General features: G+C 50.7%; 25 protein-coding genes and 1 other RNA gene. 18 read left to right on the forward strand and 8 right to left on the reverse strand.

Annotated features, from left to right (window positions below; translation table 11 throughout):
* Positions 1–39: 39 nt before the first annotated feature.
* The 3 genes from MKO97_RS06730 to MKO97_RS06740 are packed head-to-tail and all read left to right on the forward strand — an operon-like array spanning position 40 to position 2254.
* Positions 40–849, forward strand: a complete 810-nt coding sequence (locus MKO97_RS06730) for a DUF393 domain-containing protein (RefSeq protein WP_241105372.1) — start codon at positions 40–42, stop codon at positions 847–849.
* 2 nt (positions 850–851) lie between these two features.
* Positions 852–1766 carry a TIGR01777 family oxidoreductase gene (locus tag MKO97_RS06735; protein ID WP_241105373.1) on the forward strand — a complete coding sequence of 305 codons (915 nt, stop codon included), beginning with the start codon at positions 852–854 and terminating at the stop codon, positions 1764–1766.
* A complete protein-coding gene (locus MKO97_RS06740; RefSeq protein ID WP_241105374.1) occupies positions 1763–2254 on the forward strand; it encodes an SRPBCC family protein in 492 nt (163 codons plus the stop codon). Before MKO97_RS06735 ends, MKO97_RS06740 begins: the two co-directional genes overlap by 4 nt.
* On the opposite strand, the gene MKO97_RS06745 is transcribed toward MKO97_RS06740, so the two are convergent.
* Positions 2189–3013, reverse strand: a complete 825-nt coding sequence (locus MKO97_RS06745; RefSeq protein ID WP_241105376.1) for a hypothetical protein — start codon at positions 3011–3013, stop codon at positions 2189–2191. The genes MKO97_RS06740 and MKO97_RS06745 overlap by 66 nt on opposite strands.
* Positions 3014–3268: 255 nt before the next feature.
* Between MKO97_RS06745 and gcvP the strand changes: the two genes are divergently transcribed.
* The 8 genes from gcvP (at position 3269) to murA (ending at position 11683) form a co-directional block, all read left to right on the forward strand.
* On the forward strand, positions 3269–6109 hold the full coding sequence (gcvP, locus tag MKO97_RS06750) for an aminomethyl-transferring glycine dehydrogenase (RefSeq protein ID WP_241105378.1): 2841 nt from the start codon (positions 3269–3271) through the stop codon (positions 6107–6109).
* 59 nt (positions 6110–6168) lie between these two features.
* Entirely contained in the window at positions 6169–6546 is a 378-nt protein-coding gene (locus MKO97_RS06755; protein ID WP_241105379.1) for a group III truncated hemoglobin, read from the forward strand.
* Positions 6547–6665: 119 nt separating this feature from the next.
* Entirely contained in the window at positions 6666–7724 is a 1059-nt protein-coding gene (locus tag MKO97_RS06760) for a 3-oxoacyl-ACP synthase III family protein (RefSeq protein ID WP_241105380.1), read from the forward strand.
* Positions 7725–7888: 164 nt separating this feature from the next.
* Entirely contained in the window at positions 7889–8410 is a 522-nt protein-coding gene (locus tag MKO97_RS06765; protein ID WP_241105382.1) for a methyltransferase, read from the forward strand.
* Complete coding sequence (locus tag MKO97_RS06770; protein WP_241105383.1) at positions 8407–9258, forward strand: glycosyltransferase family 2 protein; 852 nt, start codon at positions 8407–8409, stop codon at positions 9256–9258. The genes MKO97_RS06765 and MKO97_RS06770 overlap by 4 nt, the downstream gene beginning before the upstream one ends.
* A gap of 125 nt (positions 9259–9383) precedes the next feature.
* On the forward strand, positions 9384–9668 hold the full coding sequence (locus tag MKO97_RS06775) for a DUF493 family protein (protein ID WP_241105384.1): 285 nt from the start codon (positions 9384–9386) through the stop codon (positions 9666–9668).
* The gene (locus MKO97_RS06780) at positions 9668–10369 is read left to right on the forward strand and encodes a DUF4290 domain-containing protein (RefSeq protein ID WP_241105385.1); all 702 of its coding nucleotides are present in this window, start codon (positions 9668–9670) and stop codon (positions 10367–10369) included. Before MKO97_RS06775 ends, MKO97_RS06780 begins: the two co-directional genes overlap by 1 nt.
* Positions 10370–10372: 3 nt before the next feature.
* Positions 10373–11683 (forward strand): UDP-N-acetylglucosamine 1-carboxyvinyltransferase, encoded by a 1311-nt coding sequence (murA, locus tag MKO97_RS06785; protein ID WP_241105386.1) that lies wholly within the window; start codon positions 10373–10375, stop codon positions 11681–11683.
* A 51-nt stretch (positions 11684–11734) separates the two neighbouring features.
* Here the strand turns inward: murA and MKO97_RS06790 are convergent, their stop codons facing one another.
* The 3 genes from MKO97_RS06790 to MKO97_RS06800 form a co-directional block, all read right to left on the reverse strand.
* Entirely contained in the window at positions 11735–12454 is a 720-nt protein-coding gene (locus MKO97_RS06790; RefSeq protein ID WP_241105388.1) for a hypothetical protein, read from the reverse strand.
* Positions 12455–12502: 48 nt separating this feature from the next.
* Positions 12503–14977 (reverse strand): TonB-dependent receptor, encoded by a 2475-nt coding sequence (locus tag MKO97_RS06795; protein WP_241105389.1) that lies wholly within the window; start codon positions 14975–14977, stop codon positions 12503–12505.
* 61 nt (positions 14978–15038) lie between these two features.
* Positions 15039–16754, reverse strand: a complete 1716-nt coding sequence (locus tag MKO97_RS06800; RefSeq protein WP_241105391.1) for a M23 family metallopeptidase — start codon at positions 16752–16754, stop codon at positions 15039–15041.
* Positions 16755–16921: 167 nt separating this feature from the next.
* On the opposite strand from MKO97_RS06800, the gene MKO97_RS06805 reads away from it, so the two are divergent.
* The 4 genes from MKO97_RS06805 (at position 16922) to rny (ending at position 19278) form a co-directional block, all read left to right on the forward strand.
* A complete protein-coding gene (locus MKO97_RS06805; protein WP_241105392.1) occupies positions 16922–17212 on the forward strand; it encodes a hypothetical protein in 291 nt (96 codons plus the stop codon).
* Positions 17212–17505, forward strand: a complete 294-nt coding sequence (locus tag MKO97_RS06810; protein ID WP_241105393.1) for a cell division protein ZapA — start codon at positions 17212–17214, stop codon at positions 17503–17505. The genes MKO97_RS06805 and MKO97_RS06810 overlap by 1 nt, the downstream gene beginning before the upstream one ends.
* Positions 17506–17554: 49 nt before the next feature.
* A non-coding RNA gene (ssrS, locus tag MKO97_RS06815) (6S RNA) lies at positions 17555–17660 on the forward strand.
* 55 nt (positions 17661–17715) lie between these two features.
* Positions 17716–19278, forward strand: a complete 1563-nt coding sequence (rny, locus tag MKO97_RS06820; protein ID WP_241105394.1) for a ribonuclease Y — start codon at positions 17716–17718, stop codon at positions 19276–19278.
* A 61-nt stretch (positions 19279–19339) separates the two neighbouring features.
* Here rny and MKO97_RS06825 read toward each other — a convergent pair whose 3' ends face one another.
* Positions 19340–19735, reverse strand: coding sequence for a response regulator (locus tag MKO97_RS06825; protein WP_241105395.1), 396 nt, complete (start codon positions 19733–19735; stop codon positions 19340–19342).
* A gap of 56 nt (positions 19736–19791) precedes the next feature.
* Positions 19792–20691: a site-specific tyrosine recombinase XerD gene (xerD, locus tag MKO97_RS06830; RefSeq protein WP_241105396.1), complete on the reverse strand. Its 900-nt coding sequence runs from the start codon at positions 20689–20691 to the stop codon at positions 19792–19794.
* Positions 20692–20945: 254 nt separating this feature from the next.
* Between xerD and MKO97_RS06835 the strand changes: the two genes are divergently transcribed.
* Positions 20946–21557 carry a porin family protein gene (locus MKO97_RS06835; protein WP_241105397.1) on the forward strand — a complete coding sequence of 204 codons (612 nt, stop codon included), beginning with the start codon at positions 20946–20948 and terminating at the stop codon, positions 21555–21557.
* Between the two features lie 68 nt (positions 21558–21625).
* Here the strand turns inward: MKO97_RS06835 and MKO97_RS06840 are convergent, their stop codons facing one another.
* Positions 21626–22225 (reverse strand): outer membrane beta-barrel protein, encoded by a 600-nt coding sequence (locus tag MKO97_RS06840; RefSeq protein ID WP_241105398.1) that lies wholly within the window; start codon positions 22223–22225, stop codon positions 21626–21628.
* Positions 22226–22446: 221 nt separating this feature from the next.
* Here MKO97_RS06840 and MKO97_RS06845 point away from each other — a divergent pair, with 221 nt between their 5' ends.
* Both MKO97_RS06845 and MKO97_RS06850 read left to right on the forward strand, forming a co-directional pair.
* Entirely contained in the window at positions 22447–22977 is a 531-nt protein-coding gene (locus tag MKO97_RS06845) for a porin family protein (protein ID WP_241105399.1), read from the forward strand.
* Between the two features lie 95 nt (positions 22978–23072).
* A complete protein-coding gene (locus tag MKO97_RS06850) occupies positions 23073–23492 on the forward strand; it encodes a type II 3-dehydroquinate dehydratase (RefSeq protein ID WP_241105400.1) in 420 nt (139 codons plus the stop codon).
* Here the strand turns inward: MKO97_RS06850 and MKO97_RS06855 are convergent.
* Complete coding sequence (locus tag MKO97_RS06855; RefSeq protein ID WP_241105401.1) at positions 23489–24193, reverse strand: DUF2971 domain-containing protein; 705 nt, start codon at positions 24191–24193, stop codon at positions 23489–23491. The genes MKO97_RS06850 and MKO97_RS06855 overlap by 4 nt on opposite strands.
* Positions 24194–24198: the final 5 nt, after the last annotated feature.

Consider the following 24198-nt stretch of genomic DNA (forward strand, 5'->3'; position numbering starts at 1 on the left):
TCAAAATAAGTTTCAATTTTTTCTGAAATAAATATAATTATGAAAACACTACCCAAACACACGCTGCTATACGATGATGAATGTCCGTTGTGTACGCTCTATTCCGGCGCATTTGTCGCCACTGGCATGTTGGATCCGGAAGGACGCAAGCCCTTTTGCCAGCTGGCTGAAAGCGAAACAGACGGAATCGACCTGGCACGGGCCGTCAATGAAATTGCACTGGTAGACCGCGGCAACGGTACGGTGTTGTACGGAGTGGATAGTATACTCAGGATTTTGGGGAACAGCCTGCCGCTGATCGAACGGGTCGGGCACCTCCGGCCCATCCATTTTATACTGCAAAAGGCCTATTCGTTCGTTTCCTTCAACCGAAAAGTGATTGTTCCAGGTGCCAAACCAAAGGCGGGAACGCTGGAATGCGTACCGTCTTTTCATGTAGGTTACCGACTGGCTTATATGGTTTTGGCAGCAGGTGTGGCCGCGCTGCTACTGGCGCGCTTCTCTGAACTGCTGCCTATGGGTCGGCACGGATGGGGCATCGGGCTTTTACTGGTAGCGGCCCAGGTACCGTTTCAATGGATGTGGCTTCGGGGCGACTGGCGGACGCGTCTCAACTATACCGGCAACCTGCTCACCGTTTCGCTCATGGGTAGCCTGATGCTGCTGCCGTTTCAGTTGGTGGCGCTATTTTTGGGCGTGCCTCCGCTGGTAGCGGTCGCCGCGTTTGCCTCAGTTGCCACAATATTGTTTTTCGAGCACCGGCGCCGCGTGCGGTTATTGGGACAGCCGTGGTGGGTAAGTGCGACGTGGGTCGTGTATCGGTTGTTGATGGGATTAGTTCTTATATAAATATGGAAGCGAAGAAAGTTGTGATTGCCGCCGGGACGGGTTTTCTGGGGCAGGTATTGTGTCGCTATTTTGCGAAAAAGGGTTACGGAGTGACGGTTCTTACAAGGGGTGCCGCGCGCACTGAAAACGGCATTGATTATGTAACATGGGATGCCCGCACGCGGGGTCGGTGGGAAGAGGTGCTGGAAGGGGCATACGTCGTGATCAACCTGGCGGGTAAGTCGGTCGATTGTCGCTATGACGAGAAAAATCGAAAGGAGATACTGGGGTCACGGATTGATAGCACCAAGGTATTGGGGGCGGCGATTCGCGATTGCAAACAACCACCCCACCATTGGCTGAATGCGGCTACGGCGACCATTTACCGCCATTCTGAAGATAAAAGAATGGACGAGGAGACTGGTGAAATTGGTCATGATTTCTCTATGGATGTGGCCCAGGCGTGGGAAGCAGCTTTTTTTGGTGAGGACACGCCCCTTACACGCAAGACGGCACTTCGAACCGCCATTGTGTTAGGCAAAGGCGGCGGTGCCTTTCCGCCCTTAAAGCGTCTGGTCGCCATGGGATTTGGAGGGAAACAGGGTAGCGGCCGGCAGTATATCAGTTGGATGCATGAAGCGGATTTTGCAAGTGCCGTCGCCTTTATCATCGAGGGCGGGATGGAAGGCGTGGTGAACCTCGTGGCTCCGGATCCGATACGCAACGCCGACTTCATGCGTGCGCTTCGTAAGGCAATGGGAGTGCGGTGGGGATTGCCCCTTACTAAGCAGTTGCTCGAGTTCGGCGCGTCAGTGATCGGTACCGAGACGGAACTGGTACTGAAAAGCCGGAACGTCGTACCTGCCCGGTTGCAGGAGGCAGGTTTTCAGTTCCAATACGGTAGCCTGGGGGCGGCCTTCCAACAATTGACCCGATGACGCGGCTTTATTTTGTTACCTACATCAGGGCCGCACGCGAGCGCGTTTTCGACCTTTCACGTGATGTCGATTTTCATACCAAATCGGCCACAACCTCAAGGGAGCGAGTAATTGGCGGTCGTATGTCGGGTTTGTTGGAACCCGGCGAAACGGTTCGTTTCCAGGGATACCATTTTGGGTTGTGTTTGCGACATACGAGCACCCTGACCGAGTTTGTGCATCCGGCGTACTTTGTCGACGAAATGACGGAAGGACACTTTCGGTATTTCCGCCATGAACATCGGTTTACAGAGGAGGGAGTACAGACGCGGATGGAAGACATCCTGCACTATGAAGTGCCTTTCGGATGGTGCGGAAGGCTGTTTGACCGGTTGTTCCTCCGGCGGCACCTGACGGCATTCCTTACTGAACGCAACCGGTATCTAAAGGAAGTGGCGGAGCAGGAGGTCGGCTATCCACCAGATAATCGGGATCGACTCGGCCCATAAAAGGGTGTAGTGCCGCGGGCGTCTTTCGTGTGCGAAAAAGAGGAAGAAACCGGTTAGTAGGAAGATGGATATGTTCAGTATGAAATCCGGGTAGGTACGGAAATCTATCCAGTTCAGTGCCATCAACAGGAGGAGCAGGGCATGCCCTAACTGTTTGGTGCGTTTCACCCCAATCCATTGCGGGATGGTGCGCAGCAAGGGATCGTCGTTGGCGAGGTCGATGATTTCGAAGATCAACACGAGTACCAGCACAAACAGGAAACGTCGCAGGCACAAAACAGCAACCGCCAGATCGAACGGCACCCGCGCCTGCACGAGGGGCAACACGGCTGTGACGCCCATCCAGCAAAGGGATACGATGTAGATTTTGACGCCGGCCCAGTTGCGTGCATTTTGCCGGTTGGGGAAAAACGGCAGTGCATACAATACGGTCAGCGCACCAAAACCCAATACAGTAAGTTGCGCGGCCCATCGAAGGCGCAGGAAACAAATGCCTGCCGCAACGAGGAAACCGAAACTGACGAAGGCTATGGCTTTGATGCGCGGATTCAAACTACGGCCCTTCATTCGCGCCAACGCGTCATATTTGATGAAATTGTATCCGGCAACCGTCCCAAAGAAGGCGAGCGGCGCGACGGCATCTTCCGCCGGAATCCCAAACCACGACTGCGTCAGCCGCACCAACGAATAGGCCGATAACCCGGTAAGGAAACTACCGTCGATGAGGAGGTGGAGGAAATGGCGAAAGAAGGCGTTCAAGGGGAGGGTTTAGGTTGATAGTTGGCAGTTGATGGTTCATAGTTCATAGTTCATGGTTCATGGTCATAGTGGAGGTGTTCCTAACCACTGACCACTGACTACTGACCACTAACTCCTCAAATTTACGCATTCTGTTCATAACCCCCTTTTTGGTTGAAAAATCATCTGCAATTCTGTTTTTTATGGGAATTGTTTTAGCAGATTAATAAGTACTTTTGCATACAACAAAACGCTATCCAACACACTATCCCGTTCATGAAGACAGACGCTTTTGCCCTGCGCCATTTGGGTCCACGTGAGACCGATCTTTCCTATATGTTCCAGACCATCGGCGTGTCCGATATCGAACAGCTGATTTACGAAACCATTCCGGATGACATCCGCCTGAAAAAGGACCTCGAACTCGATCCGGCGATGACCGAATATGAATACGCGCAACACATCCGTGCATTGGGCGAAAAGAACAAGGTATTTACCTCCTATATCGGTCTCGGGTACCATCCGACCATCGTGCCTGCGCCGATACAACGCAACATCTTCGAGAACCCCGGATGGTATACGGCCTACACGCCCTACCAGGCAGAAATTGCCCAGGGCCGTCTCGAAGCGCTTCTGAACTACCAAACGACCGTCATCGAACTGAGCGGCATGGAGATCGCCAATGCGTCACTCCTTGACGAAGGCACGGCCGCCGCTGAGGCTATGGCGCTTTTATTTGACGTACGCTCACGCGACCAGAAAAAGAACGGGGCCAATAAGTTCTTCGTTTCGGCTGAGGTGCTGCCGCAGACACTATCGGTACTTGAAACACGTGCGACCCCGATTGGCATAGAACTCGTCATCGGTGACCACCAACAGTTCGGATTCACGTCTGATTTTTTTGGCGCGCTCCTGCAATATCCAGGGAAGTTCGGACAGATTTATGACTACACCGACTTCATAAGCGAAGCAAAGAAAAACGAAATCAAAGTCGCCGTCGCGGCCGATATCCTCTCACTTGTGCTTCTGAAGTCGCCAGGTGAAATGGGGGCGGATGTCGTAGTGGGTACTACCCAACGCTTCGGCGTGCCAATGGGCTTCGGCGGACCACACGCGGCGTTCTTTGCTACCAAAGAAGAATACAAACGCAGCATGCCAGGCCGTATCATTGGTGTGACCGTTGATACCGATGGCAACCGCGCACTTCGCATGGCGTTGCAAACACGCGAACAGCATATCAAGCGTGAAAAAGCGACATCCAATATCTGTACGGCACAGGTGCTGCTGGCGGTTATGGCGGGTATGTATGCCGTATACCATGGCCCGAAAGGCCTCACCTACATCGCCAAAAAAGTACACGACAGCGCACGTAAAGCGGCTGCCGGTCTTCAGGCGATGGGCCTCCAACAGATCAATACATCGTATTTTGATACGCTGTGCGTGAAAGCGGATACCAAAAAGATCCGTCCGGTAGCGGAAGCAAAGGGCGTTAATTTCTTTTATATCGATGACGCGACGCTGTCGATTTCCTTCAATGAAACCACGTCGGATGCCGACATCGCCACGTTGTTCGCAATTTTCGCAGACGCATTGGGCGTAGCAGCCCCCGCGCTTGGCGAACCCCAGCGGGAGGTCGTGCCAACGGCTTTGCTTCGCACCGATCGTTTCCTGCAACATGATGTGTTCAACTCGTACCATTCGGAGACGGGCATCATGCGTTACATCAAAAAACTCGAGCGTAAAGATTTGGCCCTTAACCATTCGATGATCTCGCTTGGGTCTTGTACGATGAAGCTCAATGCTGCCTCAGAGATGTTGCCGCTGAGCATGGCCAACTGGAACAGCCTGCACCCATTCGCTCCGGCGGATCAGGTACAAGGCTACCTTGAAATGCTGAAAAAACTCGAACAACAACTCAATGTAGTAACCGGCTTTGCTGGTACGACGCTGCAACCAAACTCAGGTGCACAGGGCGAATACGCCGGCCTCATGGCCATTCGCGCCTACCATATCGCGCGTGGAGAAGGACACCGTCACGTGTGTCTCATTCCAGCCTCTGCCCATGGCACCAACCCGGCGTCGGCGGCTATGGCAGGTATGACCATCATCGTGACCAAAACCATGGAGAACGGCAACATCGATGTCGAAGATGTTCGTGCCAAGGCTATTGAGCACAAAGACAACCTGTCGTGCCTGATGGTGACCTATCCATCCACACACGGGGTGTTCGAAAGTGCCATCCGTGAGATTACCCAAATCATACACGACAACGGCGGACAGGTCTATATGGACGGTGCGAACATGAACGCGCAGGTCGGACTCACCAATCCGGCTACCATCGGAGCGGATGTCTGCCACCTGAACCTCCACAAAACCTTCGCCATTCCGCACGGTGGTGGCGGACCGGGCGTAGGACCTATTTGTGTGGCCGAACACCTTGTGCCTTTCCTTCCGGGCAATCCGGTTGTGCCAGTAGGAGGTAACCAGGCGATTACCGCGATTTCAGCGGCGCCGTACGGTTCAGCTTTGGTATGCCTCATTTCGTACGGATACATCTGTATGTTGGGCTCCGAAGGATTGAAGAAGTCAACCCAATACGCCATCCTGAATGCGAATTATATGAAGGCCCGCCTTGAGGCCCATTACCCGATTCTCTACACGGGCGAATGTGGACGTGCGGCCCACGAAATGATCGTCGACTGCCGCGCCTTCAAAGCAAAAGGCATCGAAGTGACGGATATTGCCAAGCGTTTGATGGACTACGGTTTCCACGCGCCGACCGTGTCGTTCCCGGTAGCGGGCACGCTCATGATCGAACCGACGGAAAGCGAAGACCTTGCCGAACTCGACCGTTTCTGCGATGCGATGATTGCCATCCGGGCCGAAATCGAAGCGGCATCGGCTGAAGATCCGGACAATGTGCTTAAAAATGCGCCTCATACGCTCGACCTACTGACTGCCGACACGTGGACTTTCCCGTATTCGCGCCAGCAGGCGGCCTTCCCACTTGATTATATCAGCGACAACAAGTTCTGGCCGAGCGTGCGCCGCGTAGACGACGCCTATGGCGACCGGAATTTGATTTGCTCGTGTGCGCCGATTGAAGCGTATGCCTGATAAACATCAGCGGTGTAATCGGGGCGGTGTCGGATTTTTGTACCCAAATCGCCCCGACTATGCGTGACATCGAAAACCAAGACGACCTCTACCAACTCGTCGAGACCTTTTACCAACGGCTGCTGAGCGATCCGGCCATTGCCTATATCTTCACGGATGTAGTCAAAATCCACCTCGAAGAACACCTCCCGATCCTCGTAACGTTCTGGTCGCAGGCCATTCTCGGAACCGGTGGTTACACCCGCAACCTAACCCAGTTGCATGTAGACGTCAGCGCCAAAGAACGCCTTACCCCCGCACTCTTCCAGATTTGGCTCGGTCACTTCAATGCCAGCGTCGATTTTCTTTTCAAAGGACCTAAAGCCGAACAGATCAAGACACAGGCCCTCAGCATTGCAACCATTATGCAAATTAAGATTGCGGCGCAGGAAAAATAACACAAAATGCAATCTGTAAGGCGGTTTCGCGCGAAATCCGTAAATCGGGCCTTCAAATGACATCCGTCAGGAAACCCTTCCGTAACAATTTCGTAATTTCGTAAGGATAACCTAAACGCATGAACATAAAGATAACCGGATCCGGGAGTTACATACCAAACGTACGTGTCACTAATGCCGAATTCGCCCAACACGTTTTCCTTAGTGAAGACGGCACTAATCTCCCGTATCCCAACAACACGGTAACCGAAAAATTCCGCGAAATCACCGGTATCGAAGAACGACGATACGTCGAAAATGACCTACTGACATCCGATATTGCGTTCTTAGCCGCCGAAAAAGCCATCGCCGACGCGGGCATCGATCCCGAAACGCTCGACTATATCATCTTCGCCCATAACTTCGGCAACGTCAAGAAAGACGCGATCCAAACCGATATCCTGCCGAGCCTCGCCAGCCGGGTGAAATACAGCCTTCGCATCCGCAACCCGAAATGTGTCGCCTACGATATCCTCTTCGGATGCCCCGGTTGGGTAGAAGGCGTCATCCAGGCACAGGCCTTCATCAAAGCCGGAATGGCCAAACGCTGCCTCGTCATCGGGGCCGAAACGCTCTCACGCGTGGTCGATATGCACGACCGCGACAGCATGATTTACTCCGACGGCGCCGGTGCCACGGTCATTGAAGCCACCGATGAACCCGGAGGCATCCTCGGACACGCCACGGCCACCTTTTCCTACGACGAGGCCTACTACCTTTTTTTCGGTAACTCGTTCAATAAAGACCACGACCCAGACGTGCGCTACATCAAGATGCACGGCCGCAAAATCTACGAATTCGCCCTGTCGAACGTGCCGAAAGCCATGAAAGACTGCCTCGATGCCAGTGGTTTAGACATCTCTGACGTCAAAAAAGTGCTCATCCACCAGGCGAACGAAAAGATGGATGAAGCCATAGTCCAGCGGTTCTATAAACTCTATAACCAACGACCACCCGAAGGCATCATGCCGATGAGCATCCATTACCTCGGCAATTCGAGCGTCGCCACGATCCCGACCCTATACGACCTGCTCGTCAAAGGAAAAATCCGTGAACAGGCCCTCAACAAAGGCGATGTTGTTATCTTTGCATCCGTCGGCGCCGGCATGAACATCAATGCGTTCGTGTACCGGATGTGACGATTGATTTGAAGCTGATCCGGCTGTTTGCTGCAAGTCCTCACCGGCGTGCCGGTTTTTTGTCGGTTTCCCGCGAGCTTCCCTCGGTCGCTGCGGTCTCCCCGCAAAAAACAACGGCACCCCGCTTCCGGGCTTTCCGCGTCCATCCGGGCTAAAACCGCTACATGTACGAAACAACCTTTCCCAACAAACGCTTCCGGCACACGCTGGAATTCCTGAAAAAACACGTGTCGACGTCAGAGACGATCCTCGACCTGGGCGTACCGAACCCGTTCTCCGAGATCATGCTGCAAAACGGCTACCAGGTGCAGAATACATCCGGCGAAGACCTTGACAACGACCAGTCGGCCCTGCAGTCCAGCGACGCGACCGTGGTCACGGCCTTCGAGATTTTCGAACACCTGCTCAATCCGTACACCGTATTGCAATCCATGAAGGCCAACAAACTCGTGTTGTCGATCCCGATGCGGTTGTGGTTTGCGCCGGCCTATCGCAGCAAGACCGATCCGTGGGACCGTCACTATCATGAGTTTGAGGACTGGCAACTCGACTGGCTCCTTGAAAAAACCGGCTGGACCATCCTTGACCGCCAGAAATTCACCAATCCGGTAAAGAAAATCGGCTGGCGTCCGTTGCTCCGGCGGTTTACGCCCCGTTATTATATCATCTACGCCGAGCGCCGATGAACTATTACGTCGTGATCCCCGCACACAACGAAGCGTCGTTCCTGAAACTGACGCTTGATTCGCTGGCGGCCCAAACCGTGCTGCCCACGAAAGTGGTGGTGGTTGACGACCATTCTTCCGATGCCACTTTTTCCATCGCATCCGACTTCGCGCAACAGCACCCGTGGCTATCGGTGATCCGGGCCGAATCAGACGCTGTGCACCTGCCCGGCAGTAAAGTCATCCGTGCTTTTGAGAAAGGGTTTGCGACACTTGACTCAAATTTTGATATCATCGTCAAAGCCGACGCCGACCTGATTTTTCCTGCGTCGTATTTCGAAACCATACTGCACCACTTCGCCTCCGACGAACGCATCGGAATGGCCGGCGGCTTTGCGTATATCGAAAAGAACAGCGAATGGGTATTAGAAAACCTTACCGATAAAGACCATATCCGCGGTGCGTTCAAAGCCTATCGCAAGGCGTGCTTTGAGCAAATCGGTGGACTTCGGCCCGCTATGGGTTGGGATACCGTTGACGAACTGCTCTGTGCCTTCTTTGGCTGGAAGGTTGTTACTGACGAGTCGCTTCATGTGCGGCACCTAAAACCCACCGGCGCCAATTACAACCAGGCGGCTCGCTTCAAACAGGGAGAAGCCTTTTACTCCCTCGGCTACGGCTTCGCCATCACGGCCATTGCCTCGGCCAAGCTTGCACTTATGAAAGGCAAACCCGCCCTGTATTTCGACTATATGCGCGGTTTTCTCAAAGCGGCACGCGCCCGTAAACCGCTTCTGGTCACCGACGAACAGGCGGCTTTCATCCGGAGCTACCGTTGGTCGCGGATGAAAGGCAAATTGGGCGGATAACCGATGAAACGGTTACCGGTCTTCGCTGCTGTTTTTTTTGATCGTTTTTTGGAATAAACGGGGGTGTATGAGCCAGTAAGGCGCGACATCCATCCGGTTTCGTTATATTTGCGTTTATTTTCGACATGGACAAAAAGACGGAGGAATTCTACATACGTTTGCGCGACGAGTTGCAAACCACATCGGCCTGGCCCTCAGATTATCTATATAAATTCATCGTGCCTACCGACGCCGGGAAAATCCGGCAGGTAGAAGACGCCTTCGACAACCTCGGGGCGGTCATCACAACACACAAATCGAAGAACGGCAACTACACCAGTGTTTCAGTCAATGTGACCATGAAAAACCCGGATGCCGTGATCGAAAAATACATCGCCGTCTCGACTATCGAGGGCATAATCTCATTGTAATGGCTGAACGTTATCACCCGGAGAATGCACACGACGTTGTGCATCACCTAGAATACAATGCAGAACGCGAACCGTTGTTCATTCCTGAATACGGTCGTATCCTGCAAAAACTCATCATGCAGGCGGTCGAAGTGGCCGATCGTGATGAACGTAACCGACTGGCCCGTTACATCATCCAGGTGATGGGCAATATGAACCCGCATTTGCGTGATGTGCCGGATTTCCAGCATAAACTCTGGGATCAGATCTTCATCATGTCCGACTTCAAACTTGATGTAGATTCACCCTACCCGCTCCCGACGGCAGAAGTACTGCAGTTGCGCCCGGAACCGCTGCCCTATCCGCAGCACTTTCCGAAGTATCGGTATTACGGCAACAACATCCAATACATGATCGACGCGGCCTTGCAGTGGGAGGACGGCGAAATGAAGAGCGCGCTCGCCATCGCCATCGCCAACCACATGAAGAAAATGTACCTGAGTTGGAACAAGGAAACCGTTACCGATGAGGTCATCTTCCAGCACCTACACGAACTGTCGGGCGGCCGACTCGACCTGCAGGGTACCGAAGAACTGGTGGAAACGGCTGAGCTTATCAAGACGAACCGACGCATGTCGAATTCGAAAAAGCCGCCCATACAGCAGACCAACAACAACCAGAAGAAAAACAATAAAAAGAACCAGTACAAAAAAAAGCAATAATCGATGGGGGTTTTCAAGATCGAGGGCGGCGTGCCGCTGAAAGGGGAAGTGACGCCGCAGGGCGCTAAGAACGAAGCACTGCAAATACTATGTGCCGTATTATTGACGCCGGAAAAGGTCACAATCCATAACGTGCCGGATATCATCGACGTCAACAAGCTTATCTCGCTATTGAAAAGCCTGGGCGTGAAAGTCGAGAAAATAGGGAAGGGATCGTATACCTTCGAATCGGATGAGGTAAACGTGGGCTACCTTGAAACAGAGGCGTTCCGCAAAGAAGGCGGTGCATTGCGAGGTTCGATTATGATCGTAGGACCACTATTGGCGCGATTCGGCCGTGGATACATCCCGAAACCGGGCGGTGACAAAATCGGTCGTCGTCGACTTGACACGCACTTCGAAGGGTTTATCAATCTGGGTGCATCGTTCCGCTACAACCGCGAAGACCATTTTTATGGGGTAGAAGCACCAAACGGACTCACCGGCACTGACATGCTTCTTGACGAAGCATCGGTTACGGGTACCGCCAATATCGTCATGGCTGCTGTTTTGGCCAAAGGCGTTACCACTATCTATAACGCGGCTTGTGAACCGTACCTGCAACAGTTGTCGAAGATGCTCAACTCCATGGGCGCGAAGATAACCGGTATCGGATCCAACCTGTTAACCATTGAAGGCGTTGAGCGACTCGGAGGTTGCGAACACCGCATCCTGCCGGATATGATTGAAATCGGCTCGTGGATTGGCCTGGCCGCCATGACCCGCAGCGAGATCACCATTAAAAACGTAAGCTGGGACAATTTGGGCCTTATCCCCAATACCTTCCGCAAACTGGGCATCACACTCGAGAAAAAAGGGGATGACATCTATATTCCCGCCCATACCGACGGTTATGAGGTCAAAACTGACATCGATGGTTCGATCCTGACGATTGCCGATGCCCCATGGCCAGGCTTCACGCCGGATTTGCTGAGTATTGTTTTGGTCGTTGCTACGCAGGCCAAAGGCGATGTGCTGATCCACCAAAAAATGTTTGAAAGCCGCCTTTTCTTCGTTGACAAACTCATCGACATGGGCGCTAAAATCATGTTGTGCGACCCACACCGTGCGGTGGTTATCGGCCACGACTTCAAATCGCAGTTGAAAGCGACGGTCATGTCGTCTCCGGATATCCGGGCCGGTATCGCGTTGTTGATTGCGGCCCTGTCAGCGAAAGGCACCAGTACCATCCAGAACATCGAGCAGATCGATCGTGGATACGAAGACATTGAGAACCGACTGAAAGCATTGGGCGCGCGGATTACCCGAGAGTAGCCCAATCCATACTATAAAATAAAAATCCCGGTTTCAAGCCGGGATTTTTTATTAGTGAATGGGGTCATATGCCACCGTTGTCCAGTTTTTCGTTACGTCGCAGTAGTGGTAATGAATGATGTCTTTTGCGTCGAATTGTCCGTTTTTGTTCGTATCCTCTGCACAACGAAAATACAGGCGCTCCTGGCTTTCGACAAAGGTCCAGTCGATCACTTCCTGCATGTCAACCGATAATTTCGTAAACCGGGTGCCGTCGGCCGCGCTGATGTATAATGATTTGATGTCGTTCTCGTCAAGGCGACCGTCGCGGTTCGTATCGCTGTCAGCGAGCGTATACACAATCGCGGGCGCCTTCTTGCGCGCCTGCAAGCCAGATAGATAGGTCGCGGTGTAAATGGTCACCTCTTTATCGGTTAACTTCCGAAAGGCCGTCGAATCCTGATGCTGGAAGGCGAGGTTCTTCAAATAGCCGGTAAATTCAAAACGGTCGTAGTTCGAGACGCTGAAACTGACATCCTGCGTGTAGCTCGATTCGAATTTGCCACTGCTTCGCGTCACGCGGGCATTTCCGATGGGATGTATCAGGTAACGGGAACCTTCGACCTGCACGGGCAAATCGGCCACGCGCACGTCAACCGTGTCCTTCTTATCGCTGGCGGGTGCCGCTTTCGCAGCATCTTCATAAATGACTTTAGGCGTGGCGGCTACTTCTTCTTTTTTACAGGAAGTCACAAGCGCCGTCAGCAATAGCGGTATCAGGATGCGTTTCATGGAACTACGATATAAACCAAAGATAGTGATTTTGCCTTTGCTACCCCGTTAAAGCTTCATGCTGAAACGGAGGTTGAAGACGCGTGTGGTAAGGTAGTTCGGCACACCATACTGTGTCTTGGTATACACGTCGCGTACCCAGGTATTGGTAATCGAGTTCTGGTTGTTGAAGAGGTTGAAAATCTCGAAGCCTGCCGAGAAATCGTGGAATTTCTTCAGCCAATGCCCATCCGGACGCTTGTCGTTGTTTTCCGTGAAGACGTAGGAAAAACCAACGTCGGCGCGGCGGTAATCGGGCAGTCGGATCTGGTATTGGTACGGATCGGCATAGGAAGGAGAGCCACCCGGTAGCCCTGTATTGTAAACGAGGTTTAGGTACACTTTTACGTTCGGGATATTGGGCATGTAATCCTGGAACAGGATGCCAAACTTCAGTCGTTGGTCGGTCGGACGCGAAATCCAGCCTTTGTTGGCATAGTTCTCTTCTGTTTTCATATACCCGAAACTGAACCACGACTCGGTTCCTTTCACGAACTCACCGTTCAGTCGCATATCGAGTCCCTGCACATAGGCCTTCGCATTGTTGTCAGCCGAATAGCGGATTCGCACGTTGTCGATGGTATAGGTGTTGACATCACTCAACGACTTATAATACACCTCGGAGACGAGTCGGAACTTCTTGTCGCCCCACATCTTAAACGCATAATCATGGCCGAATACCACATGTATCGATTGCTGCGCCTTCACATCCGGATTCACCGTGCCGGTGGCATCGCGCAATTCGCGGTAAAAGGGAGGTTGGTGATAGAAACCGCCCGAGAGCCGGAATAACATATCGCGACTACCGTTGGGTTTAAAGGTAAACTGGGCCCTCGGACTAAAAACGGTTTGTTGTTTGCCGTCGGCTGCATCGCCCGATACCTTCCAGCTATGGAAGCGCGCTCCCAGGTTGATGAACAGGTCGCCTTTTCCGATTGAAGCGCGTTTCGACCATTGTGCGAAACCGGAAAAACGGTCAATCGTCACAAAATTCGTGGCGCGTACATTTTGATACGGAACCAATGGACCTGTGTAAGGATTATACGGCTGGTCGTTCCTAGGCAAATCGATGCGCGGCGGATTGATGGCAAAACCCGCCGAATCAATCACTTCCCACTCCACCAGGCGGTCACGGAAATCTTCACGGGTGTATTTGACACCCCAGTCTACCTGGTGGCCGTTGCCGACACGATGGTTGCCCTTCACCTCGGCATTGACGATAAGGGCATCGAGATCGTTGCGGGCGTGGTTCAATTGGGATCCGATGCCTTCGGTAAACTCGACATTTCCAAAATTTTCATCCCCCAAATTCGTGTTCACTTCCCCCAAACGATACTGTGCCAGGATATCATAGTGTTCCTGTTCCTGGGTGTGGTAAGCGGAAGTGATGAATTTCAGCGTGAAATTGTCGTTGACGGTGTAGGTCGACTTGACCGCGCCGAAGTAGGTAAGGTATTTGTCTTTTTCCTGTCCCTCATAGAAAATCAGCAAGGCAATCGGATCGTCGATCGTTCCGAAATTGGTCTGACGGGTGATGGGTCGGTAGTCGTAGCGGTTTTGGGAGATATTCCCCAGGAAACTCCATTCCCATTTCAAAGAAGGGTGCCAATTGATAGCTGCCTGTACATCGGCAAAAATCGGACGGAAATTCGTTTCCGTTTCCTGGCTCTTCACCAACATGGCGTTGTTACGGTAGCGTACGCCCACAATCCCATCCCACTTTTGGTTTTTGGAAGCGGTCTCTACCATGGCGCTCGCCCCCAGAAAACTGGCGGTGGCGGCCGCTCCGAATTTATACGGTCGGCGGTAGGTGATGTCAAGCACCGAAGAGAGTTTGTCGCCGTATTTCGCCTGGAACCCGCCGGCGGAAAATTCCACCTTTGAGACCATGTCGGTATTGGTGAAGCTCAATCCTTCCTGTTGCCCCGATCGGATAAGAAACGGTCGATATACCTCTATTTCATTGACATAAACCAGGTTTTCGTCGAAGTTGCCGCCGCGCACGTTGTAGCCGGTAGAAAGTTCGTTGTTGCCACTGACGCCGGGCATGGTCTTCAATACGTTTTCAATGCCGGCATTACCACCCGGGCTGTTTGCGATGGTGGCCGGATCGACCGTTACAACGCCCTCCACACGGGGTCGGTTTCGGTTGTCAACGACCACTTCTCCCATCATTTCGGTGGTAGTACTTATCTGCGGACTAAGGAGATAGTCCTCATTCGGCTTGAGCGTCACAAACACGGATACGTTTTTGTGTCCGACATGCGAGAAGACGACGGTAATTTTTTCATTGGCGGGAACCGTAAGGAAATAGGCACCGTTCTCATCGGAAGTGGTTATCTGGTCACCGGCTTTAACGGTTACCCCTGCCACGGGAAGATTGGCTTCATCCACCACAACACCTTTTATCCGCGCCTGCTGCGCAAAGGCCGAAAAACCAGTAAATACTAATAGGAAGGTCAGGAAGTGGAAGACGGTTTTCAAATCGGTCGGTTTAGCGTTGGCACTTTTCCCAAACGCCGCAGCATCCGGAAAATTGCATGGTTCAGGGCGTCAATGCCCGAAAGAACCAGGTTTCAAATATAGCGGAATTTCCAACATTATCTGTTACGACGAGGCGGAGTTCGTTGCGTCCGTCGACGGTATTTCCATCCGAGAAATCGTAGGTAAGCGTTTTGGTCTTGTTATCATACTCAAAAAGAATCCACTTTCCGTTGAGGTAACCGCTATAGGATTGGATGCCGGATACATCATCCTGTATTTTGACCGTCAGTGTTTTATTCTTGCTGATCCATTTTGCCTCCTTGAAGTTCAGGGGTTTGATAACGGGTGCAACGGTATCCCGCACCAGCGTAAAATCACCAAGGTCTTTGGTTTGGGTTGTGAACACGCCCTTTTCCCATTTGGTGGCATTGTAACTGCGTCGGGAGCCCTCGATAGTGGCAATGAATGTCTGCTTTCGATCGGCTTCCGGAATGGTCGCGTCGGCGATGGAAATCGTGAAGTTGCGATGAACCGGCACCGAATCGTCGTGAAGGTGGAGCCGATTGCCGTCGACGGCGAAGTCGAGGTAAAAATCGTTGTAAAACGTTCCGGCAGGAAACGAAACCGTCACATTGTCTTTTCGGTAAATGTTATCAATGCCAGCTTTCAGGAAGTAAGGCGTTATCTTGACGGGCTCCGGTGTTGCCGTCGGCTCACTAGGGGCGTAGTCGATAGGAATATGCACGTTGACCGTATTTCCCTTGAAATCCGCTATTTCGATCCGGCACACATCTGTGAGGTTTGGTACCACGGTCACGATGCCTTCGTCGGGCCCGGGATCGAGTAGGCTGAGGTTGTAGGGCGCTTCCCGAAACAACTTCTGCAGCCGCATGCCCGTTTTTCGAAAACGAGGGTAGTCGAGAAGGGCATTGACATAGCGGCTCTCGTCAAACGCAAAAGTGTCGAATTCATAGCCAAAACCCGGCGATCCGTTGTGGTACGTGCGAATTCGGTAGACGCCGTGTTTGGTATAGTTTGCATCGGACTGGTCATAGGTGCTTACGCCGAATCCAATCTTGCCGATAGCTTCGATACGGTCGGCAATATAACTGCCGTCTGACTGTAATTTCAGGCTGACCATCACCGGACGACGGGATTGGTTGACGCTTGATTCCGGACCGATGGGATACACCATCAAACTGGTCAACACAGGTATTCGCGAGTCGGCAACCCATTGGTCAAAGCCAAACAACATGGGGTTGATGATTTTTTCACTCTTGGTATTCCGAATTTCAAAGTGCAGGTGGGGTCCGGCCGATCCGCCAGTATTGCCCGACCACGCAATCGTATCGCCTTTCTTTACGGTCAACTCTCCCGGCTCGGGAAAGACTTCGATTTCGAAATTCTCTTGTGCATACTGTTGTTTCCGGATGTATTCCTCCACCGCGCCATAGCCTTTTTGCAAATGTCCATAAACGGTCGTGTAGCCATTGGGATGGTCGATATAAATCGCTTTTCCATAACCAAACGGCGAGATCTTGATACGCGAAATATACCCATCGGCGGCGGCCATGACCGGAAACCCTTCCTTTTGCTGTGTCTTGAAATCAAGTCCGGCATGGAAGTGATTGCTCCGCAGTTCCCCAAAACTCCCGGAAAGCAAAAGGGGAATGTCAAGTGGCGACCGAAAGTAGTCACGCGGATACGACGGGGCGGTCGACTGCGCAAACGCTGACAGCGACAAAAGACCGAGGCATAAGGCTTTTAGTTTGTCCATTTTGCGAAATTAGCGATAAGGTGGCTGGAGGCATTACGGGAAATCCGCAAAAATAGTAACCATTTTGTCCACATTGCCCTAACGCGAAGAAGGGATAAAAAATTTCAAAAGTCTTGTAATAACCAAATAGAATAGTAATTTTGTGAAGATAGGAATGAATCGGATTTATGAGTGAAATTTCAGAGACCGTACGTGTTCTCGAGGCCAGTATCGGCAAGCTTTTCCAGCGATTGGAAAGTCTTGAGCGGACAGCCGGTGAACTCAGACGGGAACTGGAAGCCGCCACAGCGACGATCGATCGGCAACAGGCCGAGTCAGATGCGCTGAAAAAGCAGTACGAAACGCTTAAAATCGCTAATTCATTGCTTGGCAGTGACGAAAACAAACGAGATACGAAGCTCAAGATAAACGCTTTGATACGGGAGATCGACTACTGTATTGCGCAACTTTCCGACTGATGGACGAAAAGCTCAAAATCAGGATTTCGATAGCCGACAGGATGTATCCGCTGACGGTCGACCCTTCGCAGGAAGAAGGCCTTCGGCGTGCCTCGAAGAAAATAGATGCGATGATCCGGCAGTTCGAAGAGAACTATGCCGTCCGTGACAAACAGGATGTACTGGCCATGTGTGCCCTGCAGTTTGCATCACAACTCGAGCAGAAGCAAATCGACACCACCGCTGACAGTTCCGATGCCCATGACCGGCTGAAGGAACTCAATTCGCGGTTGGCCGAGTATCTGTCCAAATAATACGTTCTTTACATACAACGATACTGCCTACATTGGTTTCAATTGGTAAACTCAACACCAACAATTTAAACGGGTGAGTCGACGCTACTAAAGCATGCCCTCCAGTCAGGGATCCTTGAACAGCGTGCTAGCCCTAAACTTGTCTTTACGAGTTTACGCATACGAATTTCTAATGTAGGCTTTTTTTATTTTAATCCTTAAAACACTAACATGGACATCGTATCAATACTCATCGGGCTGGCAGCCGGCGGGGGCGGTGGTTTCCTCTTCGCAAAATACATGCAGAAGAAGAGTGATACCGCACAAGTCTCCAACGCGCACAAAGAAGCCGCTTCGATCATAGAGGCCGCTAATGTAAAAGCGGAAAACATCAAGCAGGACAAGATACTGCAAGCCAAGGAAAAGTTCATCGAACTCAAGGCCGAACACGAACAGGTCATCCTGCAACGCGACAAAAAGGTAGCGGAAGTGGAGAAACGCATCCGCGACAAAGAGTCAATGGTTTCCAACGAATTGGCGCGTACCAAGAAACTCAACGACGAATATGAGAGCAAGGCCAATGAATATGCGGCTAAAATCGAAGCACTCGACAAAAAACAACAGGAAGTCGACCGTCTCCACAAGAGCCAGCTCGAACAACTTGAAGTGATATCCGGACTTTCGGTAGAGGAAGCGACCAACCAATTGGTGGAAGGACTAAGGGCAGAAGCGCGTACACGGGCGATGTCGTATATACAGGACACCCTGGAAGAGGCCAAACTCACCGCACAACAGGAAGCAAAAAAAGTCATCATCAGCACCATCCAACGGGTGGGTACGGAAGAAGCGGTTGAAAACTGCGTGTCTGTTTTCAACATCGAATCAGACGACGTAAAAGGACGTATCATCGGCCGTGAAGGACGTAACATACGCGCACTTGAGGCTGCCACAGGCGTCGAGATTATTGTGGATGACACGCCTGAAGCAATCATTCTTTCCTGCTTTGATCCGGTTCGTCGGGAAATTGCACGGTTGGCGCTGCACAAGCTCGTAACAGACGGACGTATCCACCCGGCCCGTATCGAGGAAGTAGTAGCTAAGACAAGCAAACAAATCGAAGAAGAAATCATCGAAGTGGGAAAACGCACGGTGATCGACCTTGGTATCCACGGTTTACATCCGGAATTGATCAAGGTGGTCGGACGGATGAAATACCGTTCGTCATACGGACAAAACCTGCTCCAGCACTCGCGGGAAGTGGCGAAGTTGTGTGGCCTGATGGCGGCAGAACTCGGACTCAACGTGAAGCTTGCCAAACGCGCCGGTCTCCTTCACGATATTGGAAAAGTGCCAGAAACCGAAAGCGACCTGCCACACGCGCTCTTGGGTATGCAGTGGGCGGAGAAATATGGGGAGAAAGAAGAAGTATGCAACGCCATTGGGGCACACCACGATGAAATTGAAATGACGTCGCTGATTTCACCGATCATCCAGGTATGTGACGCCATCTCAGGTGCCCGTCCGGGTGCGCGTCGTCAGGTATTGGATTCGTATATCCAGCGTCTTAAAGATCTTGAGAACATCGCCTTCGGGTTCCACGGGGTGAAAAGTGCGTACGCGATCCAGGCGGGCCGTGAACTCCGTGTGATCGTAGAAAGCGAAAAGGTATCCGATGATAAGGCTGCCAGCCTGTCTTTTGACATATCGCAGAAGATACAGACAGAGATGACGTATCCAGGGCAGGTAAAGATTACCGTAATCCGTGAAACGCGCGCCGTCAATATCGCGAAATAAGAAAGAGTATAGAAATGAAAAAGTCCGCAATTGCGGACTTTTTTTTGGTTTCAACTTTCGATCAGTTTGCGAAAATGCGGGAAAGATCGTGTTCGTTGATGGGCTTTACGTAATATTTCGCTATTTCTTTTTCGAAGAATTGGGCGCGGGCTTTGTCAACCGTATCAACTGATGAGGTCACCATGTACACCTTCGTGGGGATATCGTAGTTTTCCTTCAGCTTTCGGTATTCTTCCAAAAACTGCCATCCATCCATGATAGGCATATTGATGTCAAGAAGGATAAGATCAGGGAATTCGTTGGTCACCACTTTTTCTTTCAGGTTCTGGAGTGCATCCTGACCATTTTCAAAAAAAGAGGTTTCTGTGCAGATGTCGTTCTTCTGTAATAGGTTTCGAAGGATAAAATGATAGATTTTATCGTCGTCAACCACATATATGTCTTTAAACTTCCTCATTAATCCAAAATTGCACTATTCCCCTACGCAAAAGTACCTAAGTGTTTTTTTTTCGCCTACTTTCTCGGATGAAATGCATTAATAATCTGTGAAAGGTGCGTTCTGTCGAGGTGGAGGTAGATTTCGGTGGTCGTAATTGACTCATGTCCCAGCATCAACTGAATCGATCGCAGGTCAGCACCGTTCTCAAGCAAGTGGGTAGCAAACGAGTGTCGGAAGGTGTGTGGACTGATCCGTTTTTCGAGATGGATTGCGGTAGCGAGCCTCCGTATAATGGTAAACACCATGGCACGCGTGAGTCCGGCGCCGCGTCGGTTCAGGAAGAGTGTGTCTTCGTGTCCCTTCTGGATGGCCAGGTGTGCCCGGGGCCCCTCGGCGTAAAAGCGGATGTACTTCAGCGTGGCCGGTCCAATGGGAACGAAGCGTTGTTTGTTACCCTTTCCCGTCACCCGGATGAAACCTTCCTCTGGGAAAAGATCCGACAGCCGCAACGTAACCAGCTCCGATACGCGAAGTCCACACCCGTAAAGCGTTTCCAGCATCGCCCTATTGCGTTCGCCATCTTCTTTTGAGAGGTCGATAGCGCCGATTAGTCGGTCGATATCGGAAATGCTCAGCGTATCGGGCAGTTTGCGTCCGAGTTTGGGCGCATCGATGAGATCCATCGGGTTGTCTTTACGGTAGTTTTCGAAGATGAGATAACGGAAAAAGCTTTTGAGTCCGGATATAATGCGGGCCTGTGACCGCGGTTTTACTTCCTGTGCCAATTGGTAGAGGAATTGCTGGATGGTTTCACTGGTAATGTGTAACGGGCTTTCGGTTATGCCGTTCGTTTCCAAAAACAGGCAAAACCGCTCAAGATCGAAGAGGTAATTGGTAATCGTATTATCCGAAAGGGCACGTTCGAGCCGCAGGTAATTCTTAAAATGGGTGAGATAAGGAGCCCAGTTCTGCATTGTTCCAAGGTAGAGAAAAAAACGTCCTTTACAAAATAGGGGACGTGAAGGAGTGATGATACATGATTTCGCTCAGATATTACATAATTTTCGATTTTTCAGCCACTTCACTTGTGATTCATGTATAAAAACGCATTAATTTTTGTTTTTGTAGAAAATAATGTAAAGTTAAAGCTATGTGAATTGGGAGCGTATTAAGTAAATCGGGGATGGGGTGGGACTAACTTTGGGTAAAACCTTTAAATCGAACCATTATGAAAGTACTACCTTTTTTAAGTCTGACCGCACTCTTACTCGCCACTACAATGGTGGAGGCCCAGTCTGATAATTCCGCTACAACAACATCCGGCATTCGCTTTGGCGTGAAGGGTGGTGTGAACTTTGCAACAGTAACAGGCAAAGACTTCGATACGCCGGATTCACGTACAAGTTTTCACGCGGGTGTTCTGACTGAATTTCCGTTGACTGAGATGATTTCGCTGCAGGCGGAGGCCTTATACTCCGGACAGGGATTTAAGTCGGATATCACCGGTACCGATGGAAGTAAAGTGGAATACCAATTGGATTACATCAACGTTCCGGTATTGGTAAAAGTGTTCCTGACCACTGGATTAAGCCTTGAAGTGGGCCCGCAGTTCAGTTTTAAAGTAAACGAAGAAATCGATACAGATCCGTCGGATAATCCGGGAGATATCGATCTTAATGCTGCAAAAGACTACGACTTCGGTATCGCGGGTGGTGTAACTTTCCGCACGCAGGGCGGATTTTTCGCCACGGGCCGCTATACCTATGGCTTGACCGATATAATAGAGGATGCCGATGTGAAGAACTCGGTTTTCCAGTTGGGCGTAGGTTTCTTGTTCTAGTCAAAAAGAAAAACCCCTTCAAATGAAGGGGTTTTCCAATCTTAAAAACCTATGTATAAAAAATTCGATTAGAATTTGTAAAGCAGGCCGAAGTTGATGTTATCAAGATCAAGGCCGAAGTTGAAGCTGTTAGAAGACTCAGCTCCGTCGAAATCAGGTTTCGCTGTAGCGTAGCTCAACGCACCCCAAGACGCTTCGATAGCGAAGTTTTTGTTCAGGAAGTAGTTCACGCCTGGAGACAATACAACGCCGAAGCCGTTCACTTTGTAGTCAAGGGCATCAAAATCAGTTGAAGAGTACGCAACACCCAATTGTCCGAAAACAGAGAACTTCGAAGCTGGTGTAGTGTAGTAACGACCAAAAGCACCTACGCTAAGCGTATTAACTTTTGTAGAAGCGTCACCTTCATTTTCAGTTACTTTAGAAGAAGCGTACCCAATAGTACCTCCGATTGCAATGTTGTCAGTTACGAAGAACCCTACGCTTGGAGCTACAGAGAAAGAAGACTCTTTGTAGTTTCCACTGTCAGTGTACTTGCTTGAACCGATGTTGAAAGAGCCTGAGATAAAAATGTCACCATTTTTGAATCCTTCAGAACTTTCAGTTTCTTGAGCGTTAGAAACGCCGAAAGCGAAAAGTGCCGCAGCAGCAAAGATTAGTTTTTTCATGATTTGTTTAGTTTTTTCATTTTAGTTTGGGACAAAGTTAGCTTAATGAAATTCCCAGTAAATACAGGCCACGAGTGGATTTATCAACATAGTTTTCAACAGTTAATTAACATTTAAAATACTCTTAAAATGAAACGGAAATAGGTTTATTTACAAGATGTTGTCTTTTCCCTCGTTGTATATTTGGATTGAACATTTTACAAAATATAAACCGATTACTCATGAAAAAGCTACTTGTTTGTCTTTTGTTTTCCGTCGTCTGTCTACCGCTCTCCGCACAATCCCTTCGTTTTGGTGTAAAAGCGGGTGCCAATTTTGCCAATGTTGATGCACAGGATGTCTCAACCGACAACATGACCAGTTGGCATGCGGGCGCTGTGCTCGAAATCAATGTTTTGCCTACATTCTCTATCCAGCCGGAGGCGCTTTACAGCTCTCAGGGGGCAAAAGTGGAAGGGGCAGGCGACTTCAATTTCGATTACATATCGGTTCCTGTGTTGGCACGTTTCTACCTCCTCCCGGATGTGCTCAGCCTGGATGCCGGGCCACAATTCTCGTTTCTGGTCAATGATGACGTAGACGAAACCTTCAAAACCAAGTCGTTTGACTTCGCCATCGCAGGCGGTGCGTCCGTCAATATAACCAAGAACCTGTTCGCCCAGGCGCGTTATGTGGTGGGCCTGACCGATACCACCGAAGACGCGGAAGTAACCAATAAAGTCATTCAATTATCATTGGGCTACCGATTCTAAACGCATTTCATTCCTCTCTATACGCATGACCGTCCTCACATTGGGGGCGGTTTTTTATGATCGGATGAACTTCACTACATTTACAAAAAACAACGATGACGATCGCTATCATCAACGGCCCGAACCTGAACCTGCTGGGTAAAAGAGAACCCGACATCTATGGGAACACAGATTTTGAGACGTTTTATAACCATTTGATCCAGCGTTTTCCGGATGTCACCTTCCGTTATTTCCAAAGTAATGTGGAAGGGGAACTCATCAATCAAATTCAGGAGGCGGGTTTTTCCGCTGATGGTATTATACTTAATGCAGCGGCCTACACGCATACTTCTGTAGGGATTGGCGATGCGGTAAAGGCGATTCCCGCACCCGTGATCGAAGTACATATCTCCAATACGTTTTCGCGCGAGACGTTTCGCCACCAGTCATTCGTTTCGCCACATGCTAAAGGGGTAATTATTGGCCTAGGACTTGAAGGGTATGCACTGGCCGTGCAGGCCTTACGGCGTCACTAGATTAGGATGTCGCTTTCGAGGTCTGATTTTTCGATTCGGAAGTCGAAGCCCAATTTTGAAACCAGTTCGATGACCAGTCGTTTGTACCAGTTCTCTGATTTGGGATGGATGTAGATTCGGTCGATCAGGGTTTCAAGGTCGACATCGATTTTGAGTCCTTCATTGATGGTAATGCCCTCATGGGAGGTAACATCCGTGAGGATACGGACTTCCCGCTCATACTGGAAACTTTTGCGCTTGAAAAGAAAAGGGAAGAACAGGTCATCAAACGGGATGTATTCCTTTTTATAGTCAATATAGTTGACTTCACCGATGAACTGCCGGAACTGCCGCTCGGGCTCCACCGCACGTTGCAGGCGTTCGACGGTCGACTGTATCGCAATTCCCTCGCTGTTCTGGGTGAAAATCTGCCACATCGCAAACGATTCGTATTCGTTGATATGCCAACTGCTGATGACGACTTTTTCGCGGTGGGTTTTGTAATAGTCCAGAAATTCCGGATTGTCGTGTGCCAGTTTCTTGATTTCTTCAAAGGTAGGCTCTGAAAATGTCCCCTCGTATTGGTCTTCGAACTTGTCGGAACGCGACATAAACAGCTTCCGCGATAATAACAAATCGAGGAATTTCGAAAGGTCAAGGTATTTCCAGACGAGTGTCTTTCCGTCTTCCGGCAGCGTGATATGCGCGTTCGCCGTATACATTGCCT

The organism is Flavobacterium sp. HJ-32-4 (assembly GCF_022532105.1).
In the GTDB taxonomy this organism is placed as follows: Bacteria; Bacteroidota; Bacteroidia; order Flavobacteriales; family Flavobacteriaceae; genus Flavobacterium.